Source organism: Rhizobium sp. 18065 (genome assembly GCF_902706095.1).
Taxonomy (GTDB): domain Bacteria; phylum Pseudomonadota; class Alphaproteobacteria; order Rhizobiales; family Rhizobiaceae; genus Allorhizobium.
Map to the genome: position 1 here is coordinate 607,296 of NZ_CACSJP010000001.1, position 16,935 is coordinate 624,230.

A 16,935-nucleotide genomic window follows, 5' to 3' on the forward strand; every position below is an offset into this window, starting at 1 on the left:
TCCGCCGATCACAATAACAGGGCAATCCCTGAAAATGGGAAAAGCCAGTGCGCTGATTGCCCACTGGCTTTTTTCGTAAATTTTGGAAGTTATCGGGCGCTGGAAAGGTAGGTGACCTCTTCGTCGTCGCGCTGACGACCACCCAAGGCCGCTGCGGCCGAGGCGATGAATGCGCCGACCAGAAGCGACAGTGCTCCGAGCATCGCGGTTGTTGCACCAATCTGGCGCGCATCATCCGCAGTCTGCTGAGCCTTTACCTTGGCGTCGTTGATCTGAGCCAGCGTAGCATCGACGCGAGCGCGAGCCTCCTCAGGCGTCAGACCTGCACGCGACGCAACGATGGCGGCCATGTAAGCCTTGTCGGCTTCCGGCACTTCGCCTGCCGCTGCGCCGTTCACAAGGATGCGCGAGATCTCTGCAGCGGCCGAGCCGTCATCCGACTGGGCATTGACGCGGATTTCCTGCAGACGGAGCAGGGTATCGGTGAAGTAGCCCATGCTGCCCGCGCTATCGCCGTCGTCACTGGCCGCGGCAGCTGCAACGGTGGCTGTGGATGCAGCCGAGCCGACGGCTTGTGCGCCGGCACCGACCAGCGACGTAAATGCGGAACCCGCAAGACCCGCGACCACGACTGTGGCCAGAGCCCAGCTCATGAAGCCGTGGGCGGTATCACGGAAGAAAACCTCATCCGTGTGGATGCCGACCCATTTGGTGCGAAGCCGTCCGGTCAGATAGCCGCCGAGTGCCGAAGACAGCCACTGGACAACGACGAACCAGATTGCAGCGGTGACGCTGACTGCGGTGAAGGAGGCGCTTTCACCAGCCCATGGCGAGACCATGGTGAAGCCCACGCCCGCGCCCAACAGCAAGAGCAGCATTGTGGTTGCCGAGGCTGCGACCGCGCCGCCGATCACAGGACCCCATGCCAGAGCAGGGGAAGTGGATTCGATACCGATGTCTGAAGTGCCCGAACGATATGTTGCCATTTTAATCACCTCAGCGGAGGAAGAGCACAAGAAGGATTACGATGGGGAGTGGAATCCCCAAGAGCCAAAGAAGAATGCCGCGTCCCATATTTCTCTCCATTTTCCATGCAGTGTTGGTCGCCAGATAACAAACCTCTGACTGGAATGTTCCTCCATGTTTCATGGATTGAGTTCGGGTCATGGGGGAAAGGAACGTGGCAGATCCGAGAGGGGTCGGGTTCACCGAATTCGGATTCTGGACTTCTCGTCATCACTTCGGTGTCGAGCAGTCTCCGCCTGAAGACCCGGATTAAAGTTGGGCAGACTGCCGAGTGATGTGCTTCTGGCGACGGATGCATCTTGCCGATCCGGCCGTGATGAACCTCGCGTGCGTCTCGGTCATCCGGCTACCATCCCTTGCGATTGACGATCCGCCTTTGCTCCTCTTGGCGGATCGTCACCGTCATGCTTGCTCAAGCGTCTGGATAAGCATGCTATCGATCTGGGCAAGGGCAAACGCATACTTGCCCCAGGAGGCAGGATCGATCCGGTCTCTCTGATAAACGCGCCGGAGGACGTTGATGCCTTTTCGTGACCAGCAGCAGGCCTAGGTCCGGCTGCTCATGCGCCGTCTTGCAATCGCGCTAGAGGCATGTTTTCCGCCGCGAGGGCAGCCCCGGCCGAAAAGCTTCGATCTTGCCTTGAACGGCGCCCGTAAAATTGTCAGTAGCCCGCGAGGCACTGTTCGAACCATGGGCTGCATGTGGACATAAAAACCCCCGAGGCTGGCCCCCGAGGCTGGATGTCCAGCTATCGGGGGCCAGTGTAGTCATCTCGGCGACTATGCACCGTGATGATTTACTTGAGACGATCGATTACTCCGCGGCGAGTTGCTCCGGTCGCAAACGCAGGGCTGCTGCGCGGCGGTGGCCTTCCAGCTGTTCAGTGGCGCTCTGACGAACAGCGGCCGGACCGACTGCTGCGACACCGCGCTCGTCCAGCCACTGGTGCGTGGCGATCTTGACATAGGAGCCCACCCAAAGGCCCCCCGTATACCGACCGGCTGCCATCGTTGGCAGGGTGTGGTTCGTGCCGCAGCACTTGTCCGAGTAAACAACGCTTGCCAGTTCACCGATGAAGATCGAGCCGTAGTTGCGCAGTTTTTTCGCCGTTGCATGCGGGTCTCGCGTGTGGACCTGCAGATGCTCTGTTGCGATGAAATCCGAATAGGCGATCATGGTCGCTTCATCTTCGACGACAGTGACTTCGCCGTAATCCTTCCATGCGACACCAGCGACAGCGGCAGTTGAAAGCGTCTCAAGCTGCTTTTCGACTTCCTTGATGGTGTCTTCAGCAAGCTTGCGGTCGGTCGTGACAAGTCCAACGCGGGTACGGACGTCATGTTCGGCCTGGGCCAACATGTCCGTGGCAACAGTGGCCGGGTTTGCAGTTTCGTCGGCAACGATAAAGATTTCGCTCGGCCCTGCCAACTGGTCGATGCCGACCTGCCCGAAGACCTGGCGCTTGGCTTCGTTGACAAAAGCATTGCCCGGACCGACGATCTTATCGACTGCAGGAATGGTTTCGGTGCCGTAGGCCATGGCAGCAATGGCCTGGGCGCCACCGACGCGGAAGATGCGGTCTGCGCCTGCAAGGTGGCAGCCTGCGATCATCGCAGGGTGAGCATTCGGCGGAAGGCAGGCAATGACCTGGTCACATCCCGCGACCTTGGCCGGGACAATCGTCATGACCGGTGCCGATAGGAGGGGGTAGCGACCACCCGGGACATAACATCCGACGATTTCGATCGGGATGACGCGGTGGCCAAGGTGCAGGCCCGGGAGAGCCTCAATTTCCAGCGGAAGGATCGTGCCCAGCTGCGCTTCAGCGAAACGGCGTACGTTCGCGATGGCAAACTCGGTGTCTTTACGGGTTTGCGGGTCGAGATCGGCAACCGCCTTGAGCTTCTCTTCCTTGGTAACCTCGAAGTCCGAAACGTCGGCCTTGTCAAACGCGATGGAATATTCGCGGACTGCGGCATCGCCACGCTGACGGACATTCGCAATGATGTCCTTTACGGTCTTTTCGACCGGAGCCGTATCGGAGACGGCGTCCCGGGTCGGTTCCTTGATCTGGATAAACTTGCCTTTCAGCGCATCGAGACGCGACGTCATCAAAACCTCCTATGTGGGATGATCAGGGGGCAGCATCTTCCAACGGGCGCTGGCGGGCAATTGCCCACAAACCACCTGTTCATTATATTCACCATCGGGACTGGTGTTCTGCAGCGTCAGGTATGCCGGTGCAATTTCCGGTGCCATTGTCAGGCGACGAGATTAATTGGGGGAACTGACCGATGCCAAAGATTGGGAGCAAGCTTCGCGAACTTCGCCGACGTCGGGATCTGGGTGTTCGAGAGTTGGCAGCTCGCTCTGGCATATCGCATTCTACGATTTCACTAATGGAGCGCGACAAGATGAGTCCATCCGTCGACACGCTTGGAGCGGTCCTGGACGCGTTGGGAACAACTCTCCCTGGATTCTTTTCCGACCTGCAGTCGAGCCTTCCGTATTCTCCTTTTTATGCCGCAGGAGATCTTGTTGAGATTGGAAAGGTTGACACAATCTCCTACCGCGTGGTCGGGCTCGATCACCCGAATCGACAACTCTTGATGTTGCATGAGCGCTACGCTCCCGGCGCAGACACCGGGGAAGAGTTCTCCCATGCGGCTCAGGAGGCTGGCATGGTGCTTTCCGGTTTGGTTGAGATCACCGTCGGCAACCAAAAGAAAGTTCTGAAACCTGGAGACGGCTATTATTTTGATAGCCGACTGCCACATCGCTTCCGCAACGTCCACGACGGGCAAAGCGAAATTTTGAGTGCAATCACCCCGCCCACCTATTGAGGGCATGCAGCCGATCACCACTGGTGAGTATAGTGACCATGCCGGTTAACACCGCTTCCCAAAGTTTCGAAACGTGCTTTCCTAACGGTCGGTTGACAACACACAAGGGGAGCATCCGATGAATATCTTTAAAGCGACGATCATTGCATCCACCGTCCTGATGGCGGGCGGCTTCAGTGCGCAGGCACGTGATCTGACAGTTGTGTCCTGGGGAGGAAATTTCCAGGACGCACAGCGAAAAATCTTCTTTGAACCTTTCGCGGCTGAAACCAACAAGCCCGTTCTGGATGAGAGCTGGGATGGTGGCTATGGTGTTCTTCAGGCGAAGGTGAAGGCCGGCGTCCCGAACTGGGATGTTGTGGAAGTCGAGGCAGAAGAGCTGGCTCTCGGCTGCGCTGACGGCATCTACGAAAAGCTGGATTGGGACAAGCTCGGCGGCAAGGATGCCTATCTCCCGGCTGCCGTGAGTGAATGCGGCATTGGCAACATCGTCTGGTCCACGGGCCTGTCCTATGACGGCGAAAAACTGGCCGAAGGCCCGAAGACATGGGCCGACTTCTGGGACACCAAGACGTTTCCTGGCAAGCGTGGCCTTCGCAAGGGACCGAAATACGCTCTCGAATTTGCCTTGATGGCTGACGGCGTTCCCGTCGGCGAGGTGTATGACGTTCTGAGCAGTGAGGGCGGCGTGGATCGTGCCTTCAAGAAGCTCGACGAGCTGAAGGCTGATATCATCTGGTGGGATGCGGGTGCACAGCCACTGCAGCTACTCTCTTCTGGCCAGGTTGTCATGACCTCTGCCTACAACGGCCGTATCAGCGGTATCAACCGCACCGAGGGCAAGAAGTTTGCCTTCGTTTTCCCGGGTAGTGTCTATGCGATCGACAGCTGGGTCGTCCTGAAGGATAGCCCGAACAAGGACGCGGCCATGGACTTCATCGCTTACGCCAGCAAGGCTGAAAACCAGGCTAAGCTGCCGGAGTTCATTGCCTACGGCCTCCCGAACCTCGGCGCGACGAAGCTGGTGCCGGAACAGTTCCAGAAAGAACTTCCGACCACCGACGAGAACATCAGCGGTGCTACCGCGCTCGATGTTGACTTCTGGACCGACAATTCGGAAGAGCTGACGCAGCGCTTCAACGCCTGGCTCGCTCAGTAAGCACCGGTCCTTTCACGCCCGATATCCGTTGCCCATCTTGGGCAACGGAACATCCCCCGGATGTGTGTAGGTTGCGCCATTCAAACGAACGTAGGTCATGATGAGCGACGCGTTTATACATTTCGACAAGGTCAGCAAGGCGTTCGGCATCATGACCGTCGTCGACAATCTTGACCTGTCCATTGCCAAGGGGGAGTTCGTCAGCATGTTGGGCCCGTCCGGGTCCGGCAAAACGACACTTCTGATGATGCTGGCAGGCTTTGAAAGCCCCACCAGTGGTGCAATTTCGGTCGGTGGCAAGCGCGTGGACGCGTTGCCGCCCCATAAACGGAACATGGGTGTGGTATTCCAGAACTACGCACTGTTTCCCCATATGTCCGTCGTGGACAACGTCGCGTTTCCGCTCAAGATGCGCGGCGCTTCCAGGAGCGAAATTGTTGAGCGGGTGACGAAGGCTCTCGATATGGTTCAACTCGGCGCTTTCCATGAGCGCCGGCCAATCCAGTTGTCCGGTGGGCAGCAGCAGCGTGTTGCCTTGGCTCGCGCCCTTGTCTTCGAACCGGAAGTCGTCCTGATGGACGAGCCGCTGGGTGCTCTTGACAAGAAGCTACGCGAGCAGATGCAGATGGACATCCGAGACCTCCATCATCGCCTGGGTCTTACCATCGTTTTCGTCACTCATGACCAGACCGAAGCCCTGACGATGTCCGACCGGATTGCCATCTTCAATCACGGCAAGATCGAGCAGATCGGCGGCCCGTCCGAAATTTATGATCGTCCCAAGACACAGTTTGTCGCTGAATTTATCGGCGAGACCAATTTGCTTGGCGGCAAGGTGACCTCATTTTCCGGCGGTATGCTGAACGTCACGCTGGATGGCGGTCAGGCGATAAGGGTCGCCTCCGTCAACGGCCAGCAGCCGGGAAAGCACGTAAAAGTGTCTGTCCGACCAGAACGGATCGAGCTTGGTCCTTCCGGAGAGGGGCAGAACGAACTGAAGGTAAGGGTCACCGACATCGTGTACCACGGTGATCACCTTCAAGTTCGCGTGGATGGCGGAAGTCGCTCGTTTGTGGTCAGGGCCACGCGCAAGGCAATGGCTCCGGAAGTAGGGCAGGAGATCGTTGCGTCGTTCAGCCCCGAACAATGCTGGATCGTTGCATGACCCAGAATATGTGGCTCACCAAACGCGTCAAGTCCTTCGCGCTGATCGCGCCACTCGCAATTTTCCTCGTTTTCTTTTTCCTGGCTCCACTTGTCACGATGATGAAGACAGCGGTCTCCGATCCGGTCGCGGCGAGCGCTCTCCCGACGGTGTCGGCGGCATTGCAGGATTGGGATCGCGCAAGCATCCCGCCGGCTGAAGCACAAGAGGCTTTCGCGAGCGATATCCGGAATATCACCGATGACCAGCTTTTCGGTGATTTGGTGCGCCGCTTGAACAGTGCGAAGTCCGGTTTCCGCACGTTGATGACGAAGACGCGTAGTGCCGTTGCGGAAAGCCCGGAGCTTGCCGATCTGGTATCGGTCGATAAGCGGTGGAGCGATCCCGCTTTCTGGATAGCGATCCAGGATGCGGCCGGTGCCTCTCTCACGGACAGAAATCTCTTGGCGGCGGTTGATCTGGAGCGCGATGCGGGCGGCCACATCGTCAACGCGCCTGAAGGGACTTCGGCCAACCGTACCACGCTCATTCGCACCATGATCATGGCAGGCGTGGTGACCCTGTGCTGTATCGCTATCGGTCTTCCGTTTGCGATGGTTGCCGCGTCAACGACGGGTTGGAAGCGCCAACTGCTTCTGGGAGCCGTGCTTCTCCCACTCTGGACATCGCTCCTGGTCCGCACCGCTGCGTGGTACATCATTCTGCAGGACAATGGCCTGATCAACCTGACGCTGCAGACGCTTGGTTTGACCGATGGTCCCGTGCCCCTGATCTTCAATCGGCTCGGCGTGGTGATTGCCATGACCCATGTGTTGCTTCCGTTCATGGTACTGCCGATCTTTAGTGTCCTCATCGGCATTCCGAAAAATCTGATGCCTGCTGCTGCTTCGCTCGGCGCACCGCCGATCAGGGCGTTCCTTCTGGTACTGCTTCCGCTGAGCCTTCGCGGTGTCGTCTCCGGAGCGTTGCTCGTCTTCATGAGCGCCCTCGGCTACTACATCACGCCTGCACTCATTGGTGGCGCCAAAGACCAGATGATCAGCTCCGTCATCGCCTACTATGCGACCGGGGCCGCAAATTGGGGTATGGCCGGAGCTCTCGGGATCGTCCTTCTGGCCGCCACCATGATGCTCTATGTCGTTTACCTTCGCCTCTCCTCTGAGGAGGCGCGCCCATGAGAACGCTTCCCATCAGCAAGGCAGTGTTTGGAACAGCAGTCGTCATCTTTCTCATGGCTCCGCTGTTCGCGATCCTTCCGCTGGCTTTCACAGACAGTGTCTTCCTGAACTACCCGATCCCGGACTATTCATTCCGCTGGTTCCGCGAGCTGTTCACCGCCAACGCCTGGCGTCGGTCGATCATCAACAGCCTGTTGATTGGAACTGGAACCACAGTGCTTGCAACCATTCTTGGTACGGTTGCTGCTCTGGGATTGCGCGGCAATTCCGTCTCGCTCGTGTTCAGCCTGGTTCGAACTGTATTCCTGTTGCCGATGGTCGTCCCGGCGGTGGTGCTCGGGGTCGGTATGCAACTGATGTTCGCCCAGTATGGTCTCGCCAACACCTATCTGGGTGTCATCATCGCACATACAGTGATTGCGATCCCATTCGTGCTGGTGAACGTTACCGCTGCACTACAGGGAATTGACCGGCGCCTGGAAAACGCTGCGGCAAGTCTCGGCGCTTCTCCGACCGTCGTCTTGCGGCAGGTGACACTGCCGTTGGCCATGCCCGGCATCGTATCGGGTGCAGTTTTCGCATTCGCCACATCGTTGGATGAAGTCGTTCTAACACTGTTCGTCGCAGGACCAAACCAGCGGACGGTTGCCCGCCAGATGTTCTCGACGATCAGGGAAAACATCAGTCCCGCCATCGCTGCTGCTGCGTTCCTGTTCATCGTTGGAACGGTCGTCATCGCAGGCCTGGTCTTGCTGGCTCAAAAAAAGAGCCGGCGGGCATAGACATAGGTCGGTACGGACAATTTTTCCGACGGCTAGGCGCGATAAAATGTGCTCAATGATGGCGGGATTAGCCCGGCTGCCTGAAGGGGCGACCCTGGTCAGCCTATTGGGGCCAGCTCAACTACAGCGCAAGTGGTTGGGGCCTTTGTTTGAAGAACCATTATCAGTGGTGATTTAGAAGCGGTTTCAGAAATGCACTGTCCAAAAGCACTTGTGTGCCTATGCGGTGGTGTTCGATGAAGCCTGACGACGCGATGTCTTCCCGTTGCAACAAGGTGAGCAAGGTGGCTGCATAGCCAGTGGCAACCGACGTCAGGGCGTTGAAAGCGCCGTTTTTCTTATCCGGCGAAAAGCGATGACAGACCGTGCATTCTGTCGGCTGACGACCACGACTGCCACGCGCAGTGACCATCACCAGCAGAATGTCGTCATCGATGATCGGGAGGCCATTGCAAAGCAGCGATCGCATCATGTCCCGGCGGTTGCGAAGTCCGAGATCGTCAAGGAGGAAGCGCATGTAGTCGAGGTGGCCAGGATAGCGGATCGTTTTGACTGTGATGTTACCGGGCGAGAACTCGGAAAAGATCGAGAGGTCCTCAATTCCGCCTGCGGTGATGAATTCTTCATAGGCGACGCCATCGATGCTCAGAGTCCGGTAATCTTCGAGCGGTGACAAGGTGACGGCCTTTCCGTCGCGTATCGCGGCAGTCGGCCGCGTATACTCATCTATAAGACCGTCGACATTCCAGATCTGGCCGTAGCCAAGACGATTTGTGGGACAACGGGGAACGGCGCCGACACGAATGACCAAATCCGTGATCGCCGAACCTCTTTCCATAAGACCCCAGGCGATGTTCCCGACCAGACCCGGCGAAACACCGCATCCGTTGAAAATCGCACGACGGGTGGAGAGCGCTTGGAGAATGGCTTGTGTTTCGGGTCGAGCACCAGTGAAGTCCAGGTAGTGCACATCTGCCTGCGCGGCCGCATTCGCGACGGCCTTCAAGGCGCTTTCCGGGACAGCCGCGACGGCGACATCGCGCCCGGATAGCATCGCGCGCAATTCGTCGTTGTGACGGAACCGGCGCAACGCAACATCGATTTTCATGGCACGAAGCCCATCAAGCGCCTCTTCAGAGCGATCGATGACATCGACACGGAAGGCCGGGTTCCCTGCCAATGTGATGGCCAGTGCCGTACCGATACGGCCGGCGCCGAATATTGTCACTTTCAGTGGCGTCATCATGGTTCTCAGCTCTTAAAGCGTGTGACGAAACCTTGGAGCCGCGGATTTTGCGGATTGAGGATCACGTCTTCCGCGGTACCTGTTTCGGCGATGACGCCCTGATCGAGAAAAAGGATACGGCTTGCAACGTCTGCAGCGAATGCCATTTCGTGCGTGACGATCGCCATCGTCATACCCTTGTCGGCAAGTCCCCGAATGACGCTCAGAACCTCGCCCACGAGCTCTGGGTCGAGTGCACTCGTCACCTCGTCCAGTAGGAGCACTTCTGGTTCCATCGCCAGAGCTCTGGCAATCGCCACACGCTGCTTCTGCCCGCCGGACAAATGGTTCGGATAGGCAGCGTGTTTTTCGGCGAGGCCGACCTGCGCGAGCAGATCCATGGCCAGTTCCTCAGCCTCCCGTTTCGGGCGACCGCAGACGATGATTGGACCTTCTGTCACGTTCTGCAGCACAGTCTTATGGGGGAAGAGATTGAAATGCTGGAATACCATGCCAACATGTCGACGCAGCGTTCCAATCCCAATGTCCTCGCCCCTGTCACGAAACCGGTCGCCGACAGCTTTCTGGCGAAAGCGGATTGTGCCGCCGGTGGGGATTTCCATCATATTGAGGCAGCGGATGAAGGTGGACTTGCCCGATCCCGATGGACCGATCAGCGCGACCACTTCACCGCGTTCCAGGCTGAGGTTAAGCCCCTTGAGGACTTCCAGTGTACCGTAGCTCTTGCGCAGATCCAGCGCCTCGATGACGGGTGGGTTTGTCTTGGAGTTCTGTGTCATGTCCGTGCATCCGTTCCGTTTAGTCGCTGACTCTGAGACGTCGTTCGATCCAGTCTGCGGCTTGGGTGAGCGGCAGCAGCATCGCGATGTAAAGGCCGGCCATGAGAGTGTAGGATTCGAGCGGCCGGTACGTCTGCCCATTCACCACCGCCGCCATGTAGGCGAGATCTGCGACCGATATGACGGAAACCAGAGAGGTATTCTTGAACTGGATGACCGACTGGTTGATGAACGATGGCAGCACCCGCTTCATCGCCTGCGGCAGGATGATGCGATACATCGACTGCCACGGACTCATGCCGATGGCCGCGGCGGCTTCACGCTGTCCCCTGTCGATCGAAACGATCCCGCCGCGGAAGATCTCCGCGTAAAAGGCGCCGACATAGAGCGAGAGCGTCAGCATGGCCGCGAGACGGTTATCGATCGAGCCACCGACCAGCAGCGGAAAGGCATAATAGAACCAAAGCAGTTGTACGAGGAGCGGCGTACAGCGGAAGATTTCCTGGTAGACCCGGACGATACCGGACAGGATCCGCCAGCCGGAAAGCCTTGCAGCGCAGGTGAGAAAGCCGATCAGAACGCCGAAGAAGATCGAGCCGAAGGTGTATACCACGGTGATCCACAGACCCCACAGAAAGAGGTCCCAGTATTGCCATACGGAATGGAAGTCCCAGCTGTAGCTCATCGCCCACCTCCTGCGAGCATGGTCGCCCGGCTGGATGGGTGATGCCTGCTCCGGGGACACCGGTCTTCGTCAGTCCTGTTTGTCATTCTTGTTCCCCTAGTCTTGCGTCGGCCGCCGAACGAGGCCGAAGGCCGACGATGGATAGTCCTACGTCCGTTCGCCACGGACAATGCAAAGCTGATGCCGCCGCTTACCGCATTTCTTGGAAGGCGGACGAGGCTGAGCTGAAGCGGCTGAGAATGCCGGCGATCCGTTCGCGGTTGGCCGCCGATACCTGCACCATAGGCAGGCGCATTTCCGGTCCTGCGAGGTTGGAGAGCGCCAGCGCCGCCTTGACCGGTCCAGGATTGGATTCGATGAACATACCGTCGGTGAGCTCTGCGATCAGTTCATGCAGTGCAAGCGCCCGAGCCGTATCGCCGGCCTTCCAGGCTTCCACCAGTTGCACCATCTCGCGCGGCGCGACATTGGCTACGACACTGGTGACGCCGACAGCGCCGAGCGACAGGAAGGGCAGGGTAAGTCCGTCATCGCCGGAATGGATAATCAGGCGTTCGCCGCAGGCGGCACGCAACTGGGTAACGCGGCCGGCTGATCCACCGGCTTCCTTGATTGCGATGATGTTGTCGTGGCGCTCGAGCAGCTGTGCGCAGGTCTCCGACGCGATTTCCACGCCGCAGCGCCCGGGGACCGAATAAAGCATGACTGGCAGCGATGTCGCCTCAGCTGCTGCGCCGTAGTGCGCGGCGAGGCCCGCCTGGGTTGGCTTGTTGTAGTAGGGCGTGACGATCAGTACGGCGTCTGCGCCGGCCTGTTCTGCCCGTCTCACCTTGTCGATTGTCTTTTTCGTGTCGTTGGCGCCGGCGCCGGCCATTACCAGGGCGCGTCCGCCTGCCAGCGTCACAGTGCGGGCGATCAGCGCATCGGCCTCCTCGTCGGAAAGCGTCGCCGCCTCACCGGTCGTGCCGACCGGAACGAGGCCTGCTACACCGGCTTCGATCTGGCGTTCAACCAGCGCGTCATAGGCGGCCGTATCGACGACCCCGTCCTTGAAAGGCGTGATGAGGGCGGTGAATACGCCGTTGAAGCATTTGTGAAGATCCTGCATTGTCATGTTCCTCTCTAGTATCATCAATCGTTTAGGCTGTCCGCCAGGCAGTAGCGGCCTGCAGGACGAGGTCGGGAAATCAGCCATTGCGCGGCAGTGAGCGCTCCTTCGGCATAGGCTGCGAGTGTGTGCACGCGGTAGGTGAACACGCCCTTGGCCGAGCCCATGTCGAACCGGATCTCGTTCATGCCGGCCGTGTCTCCCTCGCGGCTGACGACGATCGCCGGTTCCGGCGCGGCAAAGCCCATGACCCGGCTTCGTGCTTCGAACACCTGGCGTGCCAGCTGGCGTGAGGTACCGGACGGTTCTGCCTTTTTGCGGGCATGGTAGGTCTCGCCGATGATCGCCTCGGCGTCCGGCATGCGCCGGGCGAAGTCCAATGCCGCCAATCGAAAGGCTTCGAAGCCATGGGCAAAGTTGGCGCTGACCAGCATCGGGCGATGGGCACAAGACACAGTCAGCCGCTTATCCTCCTCAGGTGTGAAACCCGTGGTGCCGATCACCATCGGGATTGCCGTGGTGCCGATTTCTTCCTGCAAGGCGAGGCTTGCGGCCGGGGTAGAAAAATCGATCATCACGTCGCAATGGCTCTTCATCGCCGCATCGGCCGGGCGGTATTCAATGCTGCCGCCGGCGACCGGGGTACCGACAAGGCGCGATCCGGGCGACACCAGTGCCGCCGCCAGTTCCAATCCCGGATTGGCGAGGATCAATTCGACCAGCCGGGTTCCGACCCTGCCCGATGCTCCCATGATGGCGACACGCATGACCACTCTCCTCAGTCGATCACGACTTTGGTCTCCGACATTTCCCGTAGCGCGATGCGAACACCCTCGCGGCCGAGGCCGGAGCGCTTGACGCCACCGAAGGGCACGTGTTCGGCGCGGAAATCCGGGCCTTCGTTGATCATCACGCCGCCGACGATCAGGTCGCGCGAGAATGTCTTGATCAGTGCATGGTCATTGGTGAACACGCCGGCCTGCAAGCCGTAGGCACCGGCATTGACCTCGGCGATCGCCGTCCTTGGGTCCGTGAAACTGCGGATTGCTATGATTGGGCCGAAGGTCTCGTCGGCGATGACAGGCGCGTCGACGGCAACCTCTGAGATGACGGTCGGGGCAAAGACCGTGCCGTCATGGGTGCCGCCGGTCAGCAGCTTGCCGCCATGGCCTGAAATGCTGGCATTGACGCGCGCGGCCACGGCCTCGGCCGCATCAAGATCGATGACCGTACCCATGTCGGTGTCGTCGCTCGATGGATCGCCGAACTCGACGGCGTCGACGGCGGCGAGAAGCTTCTCGGTGAAGACCTTCTCGATGTCCCGATGCAGGTAGAGCTTCTTGACCGCCGCACAGCTCTGTCCGGCGATCTCGAAGCGGTGGCCGATGGTGGTCGCTACGGCCTTGTCCAGGTCTGCGTCGGGAAGCACGAACAGCGGATCGTTGCCGCCCAGCTCCATCAGGCAGCGAATGAGCCCGCTGGCATTCTTGAGAGCAAGGCCCGCACCTGGCCCGCCGGTGAACGACAGAAGGTCGATCGGCGAGCGGGCCAGCGACAGGGCAGCATCTGCCGCGCCGTGCACGATCTGGAACAGGTCGGCCGGCCAGCCGGCTTTCAGCGCCAGTTCGCGCAAACGTGCTGCGGCAAGCGGTGCCTTGGGAGACGGTTTCGCAACCACGGCATTGCCTGCGGCAATCGCAGGCCCGAGCTTATGGCAAAGCAGGTTGAGCGGATAGTTGAAGGGTGTGATCGCTCCCACCACGCCGACGGGTTCGTAGGTTATCGTCGCCAGCCGGTCCGCGCCACCCTCGACGATCGCGCAGTGCAACGCTTCGCCGTCGAGGAAGGTGCCGGCATCGCCGGAGAGCTTCAGTGTGTTCTGGGCGCGGCGCACCTCGTTGCGCGCCTCTCGAATCGTCTTGCCCATCTCGCTGGAGATGATGCGCGCCAGGCTTTCGGCGTCTGCGGCAATCTCTGCTGCGAGCGCGTTCAGCAAGGCGCGGCGGACCGCCGGTGTCGATCGGCGGAATTCCCACTGAGCCGCCTTGGCGCGGATGACGGCGGCGGTGATCTCGGCGGTCGAGCTCACGGCAATTTCGCCGACCGGGGAACCGTCAAAGGGATTGCGGACCAGGATCGCATTGGGTGTATCAAGAGCCAGGCGCTGGGCTTGCGTCATGTCGGTAAACCTCGTCATTTGTTTTCTGTGTTTGTGGGGATGGCGCCGGTCAGCGCTGCGATGGAAACGGGACGCACCGGCCAGCGGCGACCGGTCAGGTCCTCGGGCGACGGCCCGGGCTTGCCTGGTTTCAATTCGGCCATCAGCGCGGCCGTATTGGCGGCGCAGAAACGCCCCTGGCAGGCGCCCATGGCAAAGCGGCCATTGTGCTTGACCTCTCGGCCGCTCAACCGATCCGGCTGGTTGCAGAGCCGCCGTAAGTCGCCGACGGTCTTTCCTTCGCAGCGGCAAAGGAGGGTTTCGTCCGGCAGGGATGAAAGCTGTGGTACGCCGTGGATCGGCGCAAAGAGAGCCGCCAGGGTCGCTTGCGCCATGCGGGCGCGTTTGATTTCTCGGCCAAGCTCTGCGCCGTCGCGGTTGCCCGACAAAAGGTCCGCGACGCTGCGGCCCGCGTGCCGTCCGTCCACCTCTGCGGCGAAGGCACCGAGCGCCTCGCGGCAATCCCCGGCCCTGACGATCAAAGGTCCTGACGTCGTGTCTGTCTTCTCTGTCGGCAGGCCGAAATCGTTCGGGCGAATGCCGTCATGCAGTCCGATCCGGTCCACTGTGATTTGATGTTGACTGCCATCGCGCCGTTGCAATACCGCCTGAAGGTTCTCGCCATGCCGATCGATCGCGACCAACTGTGTGCCGCGCATCCAGACGATGCGGCGGAGATACACGTCAGAAAGGTAGCCGACTGCCTCGCGCAGCAGGGCGACATGGCCGAGCATGGCAAATCCCGGTCCCATCCGCCGCAGGGGATCACCCGCCTCGACGAGCGCAACCGGCGGATTGCCGAGCCGTGTCATCTGCGCCGCGACCGCGATCAACAGCGGGCCACTACCCGCAAGCAGGATGCGACCTTGCGGCACCCGCCCGGTTTCCTTCATCATCACCTGCAGTGCGCCGGCCGTTGAGACCCCGGCTATCTGCCAGCCGGGCCGCGGATATACCTTTTCGACGGCGCCCGTAGCGAGGATCACAGCCTTGGGGCGCAATTGCTCGATCAGGCCGGTCCGGCGGTTCTCGATCAGCACCAGTCCGTCGCCGTCGACGCCGAGGAAAACCGAAGCGTGACGCACCGGGATGCGCGCCGCTGAAAAAGCGTCCGCAAGTGCCAGCCAGCGGGCCTTTGGCCCGGCGGCCTGGCTGATGGGGACGACACCCTCGATCGGCTGGCGATGGATAGCGCCACCAAGGCTTTCGCGCTGTTCGACGACTTCGGCCCTGTAACCGGAGCGAGCCACTTCAATCGCCGCCGCAAGTCCAGCCGGACCGCCGCCGATGACAACCACATCGGGCTCAGTCATGGTGTGCCTCCAGGGTTTCGGCTTGCATTCCTGCTTTAGCTGGCGTGATGCAGGCTTCGCGGACGATGCCGTCGACCCGCACGAGACAGCACTGGCAGGCGCCGATGCCGCAGAAATAGCGCGTCTCCTGGCCGAGCGTGTCGGGTCCGAAGGTGCGGATGCCGGCGGCGTCGAGTGCGGCCGCAATACTCTCTCCCACGCGGAAGGATATGCGACGTCCCATCCAGTCGAAGGTCTGCCCGGTCATGCGGCCGCTCCCTGGTTTGCGAACCGGGCCGGCGCGAAGCATGAAAGATCGAGATCAGGCTCCTCGCCGCAGAGCATCTGGACGATTGACTTTCCGGTGACGGGGCCAAGGCAGATGCCGTCGCCCTCGAAGCCGGTCGCCACATAGCCGTTCTCCAGGCCAGCGATCCGCCCGACCAAGGGCAGGCCATCGATAACGGCCGTGCGAACCCCGGCGAAGCTCCTCAGCAGCCTGACGCCGGCTAGGCCGGGTACGAGTGCAACGGCATCGCTTAGAATGCGCGACACCGCATCGATGTCGTTGGTCTCCCGACTGCCGAAATCCTCGCGTGTGCCGCCGATCAGGAACTGGCCTGTGAGGAGCGGGTCGATCACAAGGCCCAGCCCACGCGGCGGCGGCGCATGCCCGGCCTTCTGACTTCCCTTGCTGAGCAGGTAGCGTCCCGACATGATCGCGCCGCGCATGGACGCGTTGAGCATCGGTGCCCTTTCGGTCACCAGCAATTGACCCTTTCGCGGCGTGAGCACGCCGGTAAGACCGAGAAGTCGGGCCGATCCATTGCCGGCGGCGATCACGACCACATCGGCTGAGAGCGAGCCGCGGTTGGTTGCGATACCAGTAATGCGCCGCCCACCTTCTTCCAACAGAAGAGCTTCGACCCGCGTATCGCGGTCTACGGTAATGCCGGATGCGGTCAACAGCCGGTGGACAATCTGGTAGCCGATCGCATGGCCCTCGCCGTGTACCTCGACCGCCATCTTCGCTTGTGGCGAGAGGGCAGGGAAGTTCTGGCGCAGGTCGCCTTCGCCCAGCCTCTCCACCCGGACACCGGCACTGGCAAGAGCTACCGAATGGGCGTCCAGCACCGCGCATTCCTCGTCTGATGCCGCAACGATGAAGGTCGAACGGCGCTTGAAAGCGCCGGCAAACAGTCCTTCGTCAGCCAGTTCCCTGTAGAGTTTGACCCCCTTGAGCGCCGCGGCCATCATCGGACCCGGCCGCTTGCTGGCCACCGAGACGGCACCGTCGGCAGCCCCGGTGGCTTCCGCCGCTGGAGCCGACGCGTCGATCAGCCGGACGGCGATACCACGCCTCGCCAGGAAATAGGCTGTTGCGGCCCCGACGATGCCGGAACCGACGACAATGGCGCTGGATAGGGGACGGGATTGCATGATTTCGAGCCGG

Annotated in this window: 16 protein-coding genes; 5 read left to right on the plus strand and 11 right to left on the minus strand. The window is 60.5% G+C overall.

Annotation, left to right across the window (positions count from 1 at the left end; translation table 11 throughout):
• Window positions 1–89: 89 nt before the first annotated feature.
• Window positions 90–986: a hypothetical protein gene (locus GVK95_RS02860; RefSeq protein ID WP_159946373.1), complete on the minus strand. Its 897-nt coding sequence runs from the start codon at window positions 984–986 to the stop codon at window positions 90–92.
• 854 nt (window positions 987–1,840) lie between these two features.
• The gene (gene hisD / locus GVK95_RS02870) at window positions 1,841–3,139 is read right to left on the minus strand and encodes a histidinol dehydrogenase (protein ID WP_159946375.1); all 1,299 of its coding nucleotides are present in this window, start codon (window positions 3,137–3,139) and stop codon (window positions 1,841–1,843) included.
• A gap of 182 nt (window positions 3,140–3,321) precedes the next feature.
• On the opposite strand from hisD, the gene GVK95_RS02875 reads away from it, so the two are divergent.
• The 5 genes from GVK95_RS02875 to GVK95_RS02895 all read left to right on the plus strand — a co-directional run bounded on the left by GVK95_RS02875 (window position 3,322) and on the right by GVK95_RS02895 (window position 8,154).
• Window positions 3,322–3,870 carry a cupin domain-containing protein gene (locus tag GVK95_RS02875; protein ID WP_159946376.1) on the plus strand — a complete coding sequence of 183 codons (549 nt, stop codon included), beginning with the start codon at window positions 3,322–3,324 and terminating at the stop codon, window positions 3,868–3,870.
• Between the two features lie 118 nt (window positions 3,871–3,988).
• Window positions 3,989–5,029 (plus strand): ABC transporter substrate-binding protein, encoded by a 1,041-nt coding sequence (locus GVK95_RS02880; protein ID WP_159946377.1) that lies wholly within the window; start codon window positions 3,989–3,991, stop codon window positions 5,027–5,029.
• Between the two features lie 100 nt (window positions 5,030–5,129).
• Window positions 5,130–6,194 (plus strand): ABC transporter ATP-binding protein, encoded by a 1,065-nt coding sequence (locus tag GVK95_RS02885; RefSeq protein ID WP_200844216.1) that lies wholly within the window; start codon window positions 5,130–5,132, stop codon window positions 6,192–6,194.
• A gap of 8 nt (window positions 6,195–6,202) precedes the next feature.
• Window positions 6,203–7,372, plus strand: coding sequence for an ABC transporter permease (locus GVK95_RS02890; protein ID WP_244618658.1), 1,170 nt, complete (start codon window positions 6,203–6,205; stop codon window positions 7,370–7,372).
• The gene (locus tag GVK95_RS02895; RefSeq protein WP_159946380.1) at window positions 7,369–8,154 is read left to right on the plus strand and encodes an ABC transporter permease; all 786 of its coding nucleotides are present in this window, start codon (window positions 7,369–7,371) and stop codon (window positions 8,152–8,154) included. Before GVK95_RS02890 ends, GVK95_RS02895 begins: the two co-directional genes overlap by 4 nt.
• A 163-nt stretch (window positions 8,155–8,317) precedes the next feature.
• On the opposite strand, the gene GVK95_RS02900 is transcribed toward GVK95_RS02895, so the two are convergent.
• The 9 genes from GVK95_RS02900 to GVK95_RS02940 all read right to left on the minus strand — a co-directional run bounded on the left by GVK95_RS02900 (window position 8,318) and on the right by GVK95_RS02940 (window position 16,922).
• On the minus strand, window positions 8,318–9,400 hold the full coding sequence (locus GVK95_RS02900) for a saccharopine dehydrogenase C-terminal domain-containing protein (RefSeq protein WP_244618628.1): 1,083 nt from the start codon (window positions 9,398–9,400) through the stop codon (window positions 8,318–8,320).
• A gap of 5 nt (window positions 9,401–9,405) precedes the next feature.
• Entirely contained in the window at window positions 9,406–10,179 is a 774-nt protein-coding gene (locus GVK95_RS02905) for an amino acid ABC transporter ATP-binding protein (protein WP_159946382.1), read from the minus strand.
• 19 nt (window positions 10,180–10,198) lie between these two features.
• A complete protein-coding gene (locus tag GVK95_RS02910; protein ID WP_159946384.1) occupies window positions 10,199–10,864 on the minus strand; it encodes an amino acid ABC transporter permease in 666 nt (221 codons plus the stop codon).
• A 190-nt stretch (window positions 10,865–11,054) separates the two neighbouring features.
• Entirely contained in the window at window positions 11,055–11,972 is a 918-nt protein-coding gene (gene dapA, locus GVK95_RS02915; protein WP_159946386.1) for a 4-hydroxy-tetrahydrodipicolinate synthase, read from the minus strand.
• Window positions 11,973–11,995: 23 nt separating this feature from the next.
• Complete coding sequence (locus tag GVK95_RS02920; RefSeq protein WP_159946388.1) at window positions 11,996–12,739, minus strand: dihydrodipicolinate reductase C-terminal domain-containing protein; 744 nt, start codon at window positions 12,737–12,739, stop codon at window positions 11,996–11,998.
• Window positions 12,740–12,750: 11 nt separating this feature from the next.
• On the minus strand, window positions 12,751–14,169 hold the full coding sequence (locus GVK95_RS02925) for an aldehyde dehydrogenase family protein (RefSeq protein WP_244618629.1): 1,419 nt from the start codon (window positions 14,167–14,169) through the stop codon (window positions 12,751–12,753).
• Window positions 14,166–15,503, minus strand: a complete 1,338-nt coding sequence (locus tag GVK95_RS02930; RefSeq protein WP_159946390.1) for an FAD-dependent oxidoreductase — start codon at window positions 15,501–15,503, stop codon at window positions 14,166–14,168. Before GVK95_RS02930 ends, GVK95_RS02925 begins: the two co-directional genes overlap by 4 nt.
• Window positions 15,496–15,750, minus strand: a complete 255-nt coding sequence (locus GVK95_RS02935; RefSeq protein WP_159946392.1) for a 2Fe-2S iron-sulfur cluster-binding protein — start codon at window positions 15,748–15,750, stop codon at window positions 15,496–15,498. The genes GVK95_RS02930 and GVK95_RS02935 overlap by 8 nt, the downstream gene beginning before the upstream one ends.
• Entirely contained in the window at window positions 15,747–16,922 is a 1,176-nt protein-coding gene (locus GVK95_RS02940; protein ID WP_159946394.1) for an FAD-binding oxidoreductase, read from the minus strand. The genes GVK95_RS02935 and GVK95_RS02940 overlap by 4 nt, the downstream gene beginning before the upstream one ends.
• Between the last annotated feature and the right edge of the window lie 13 nt (window positions 16,923–16,935).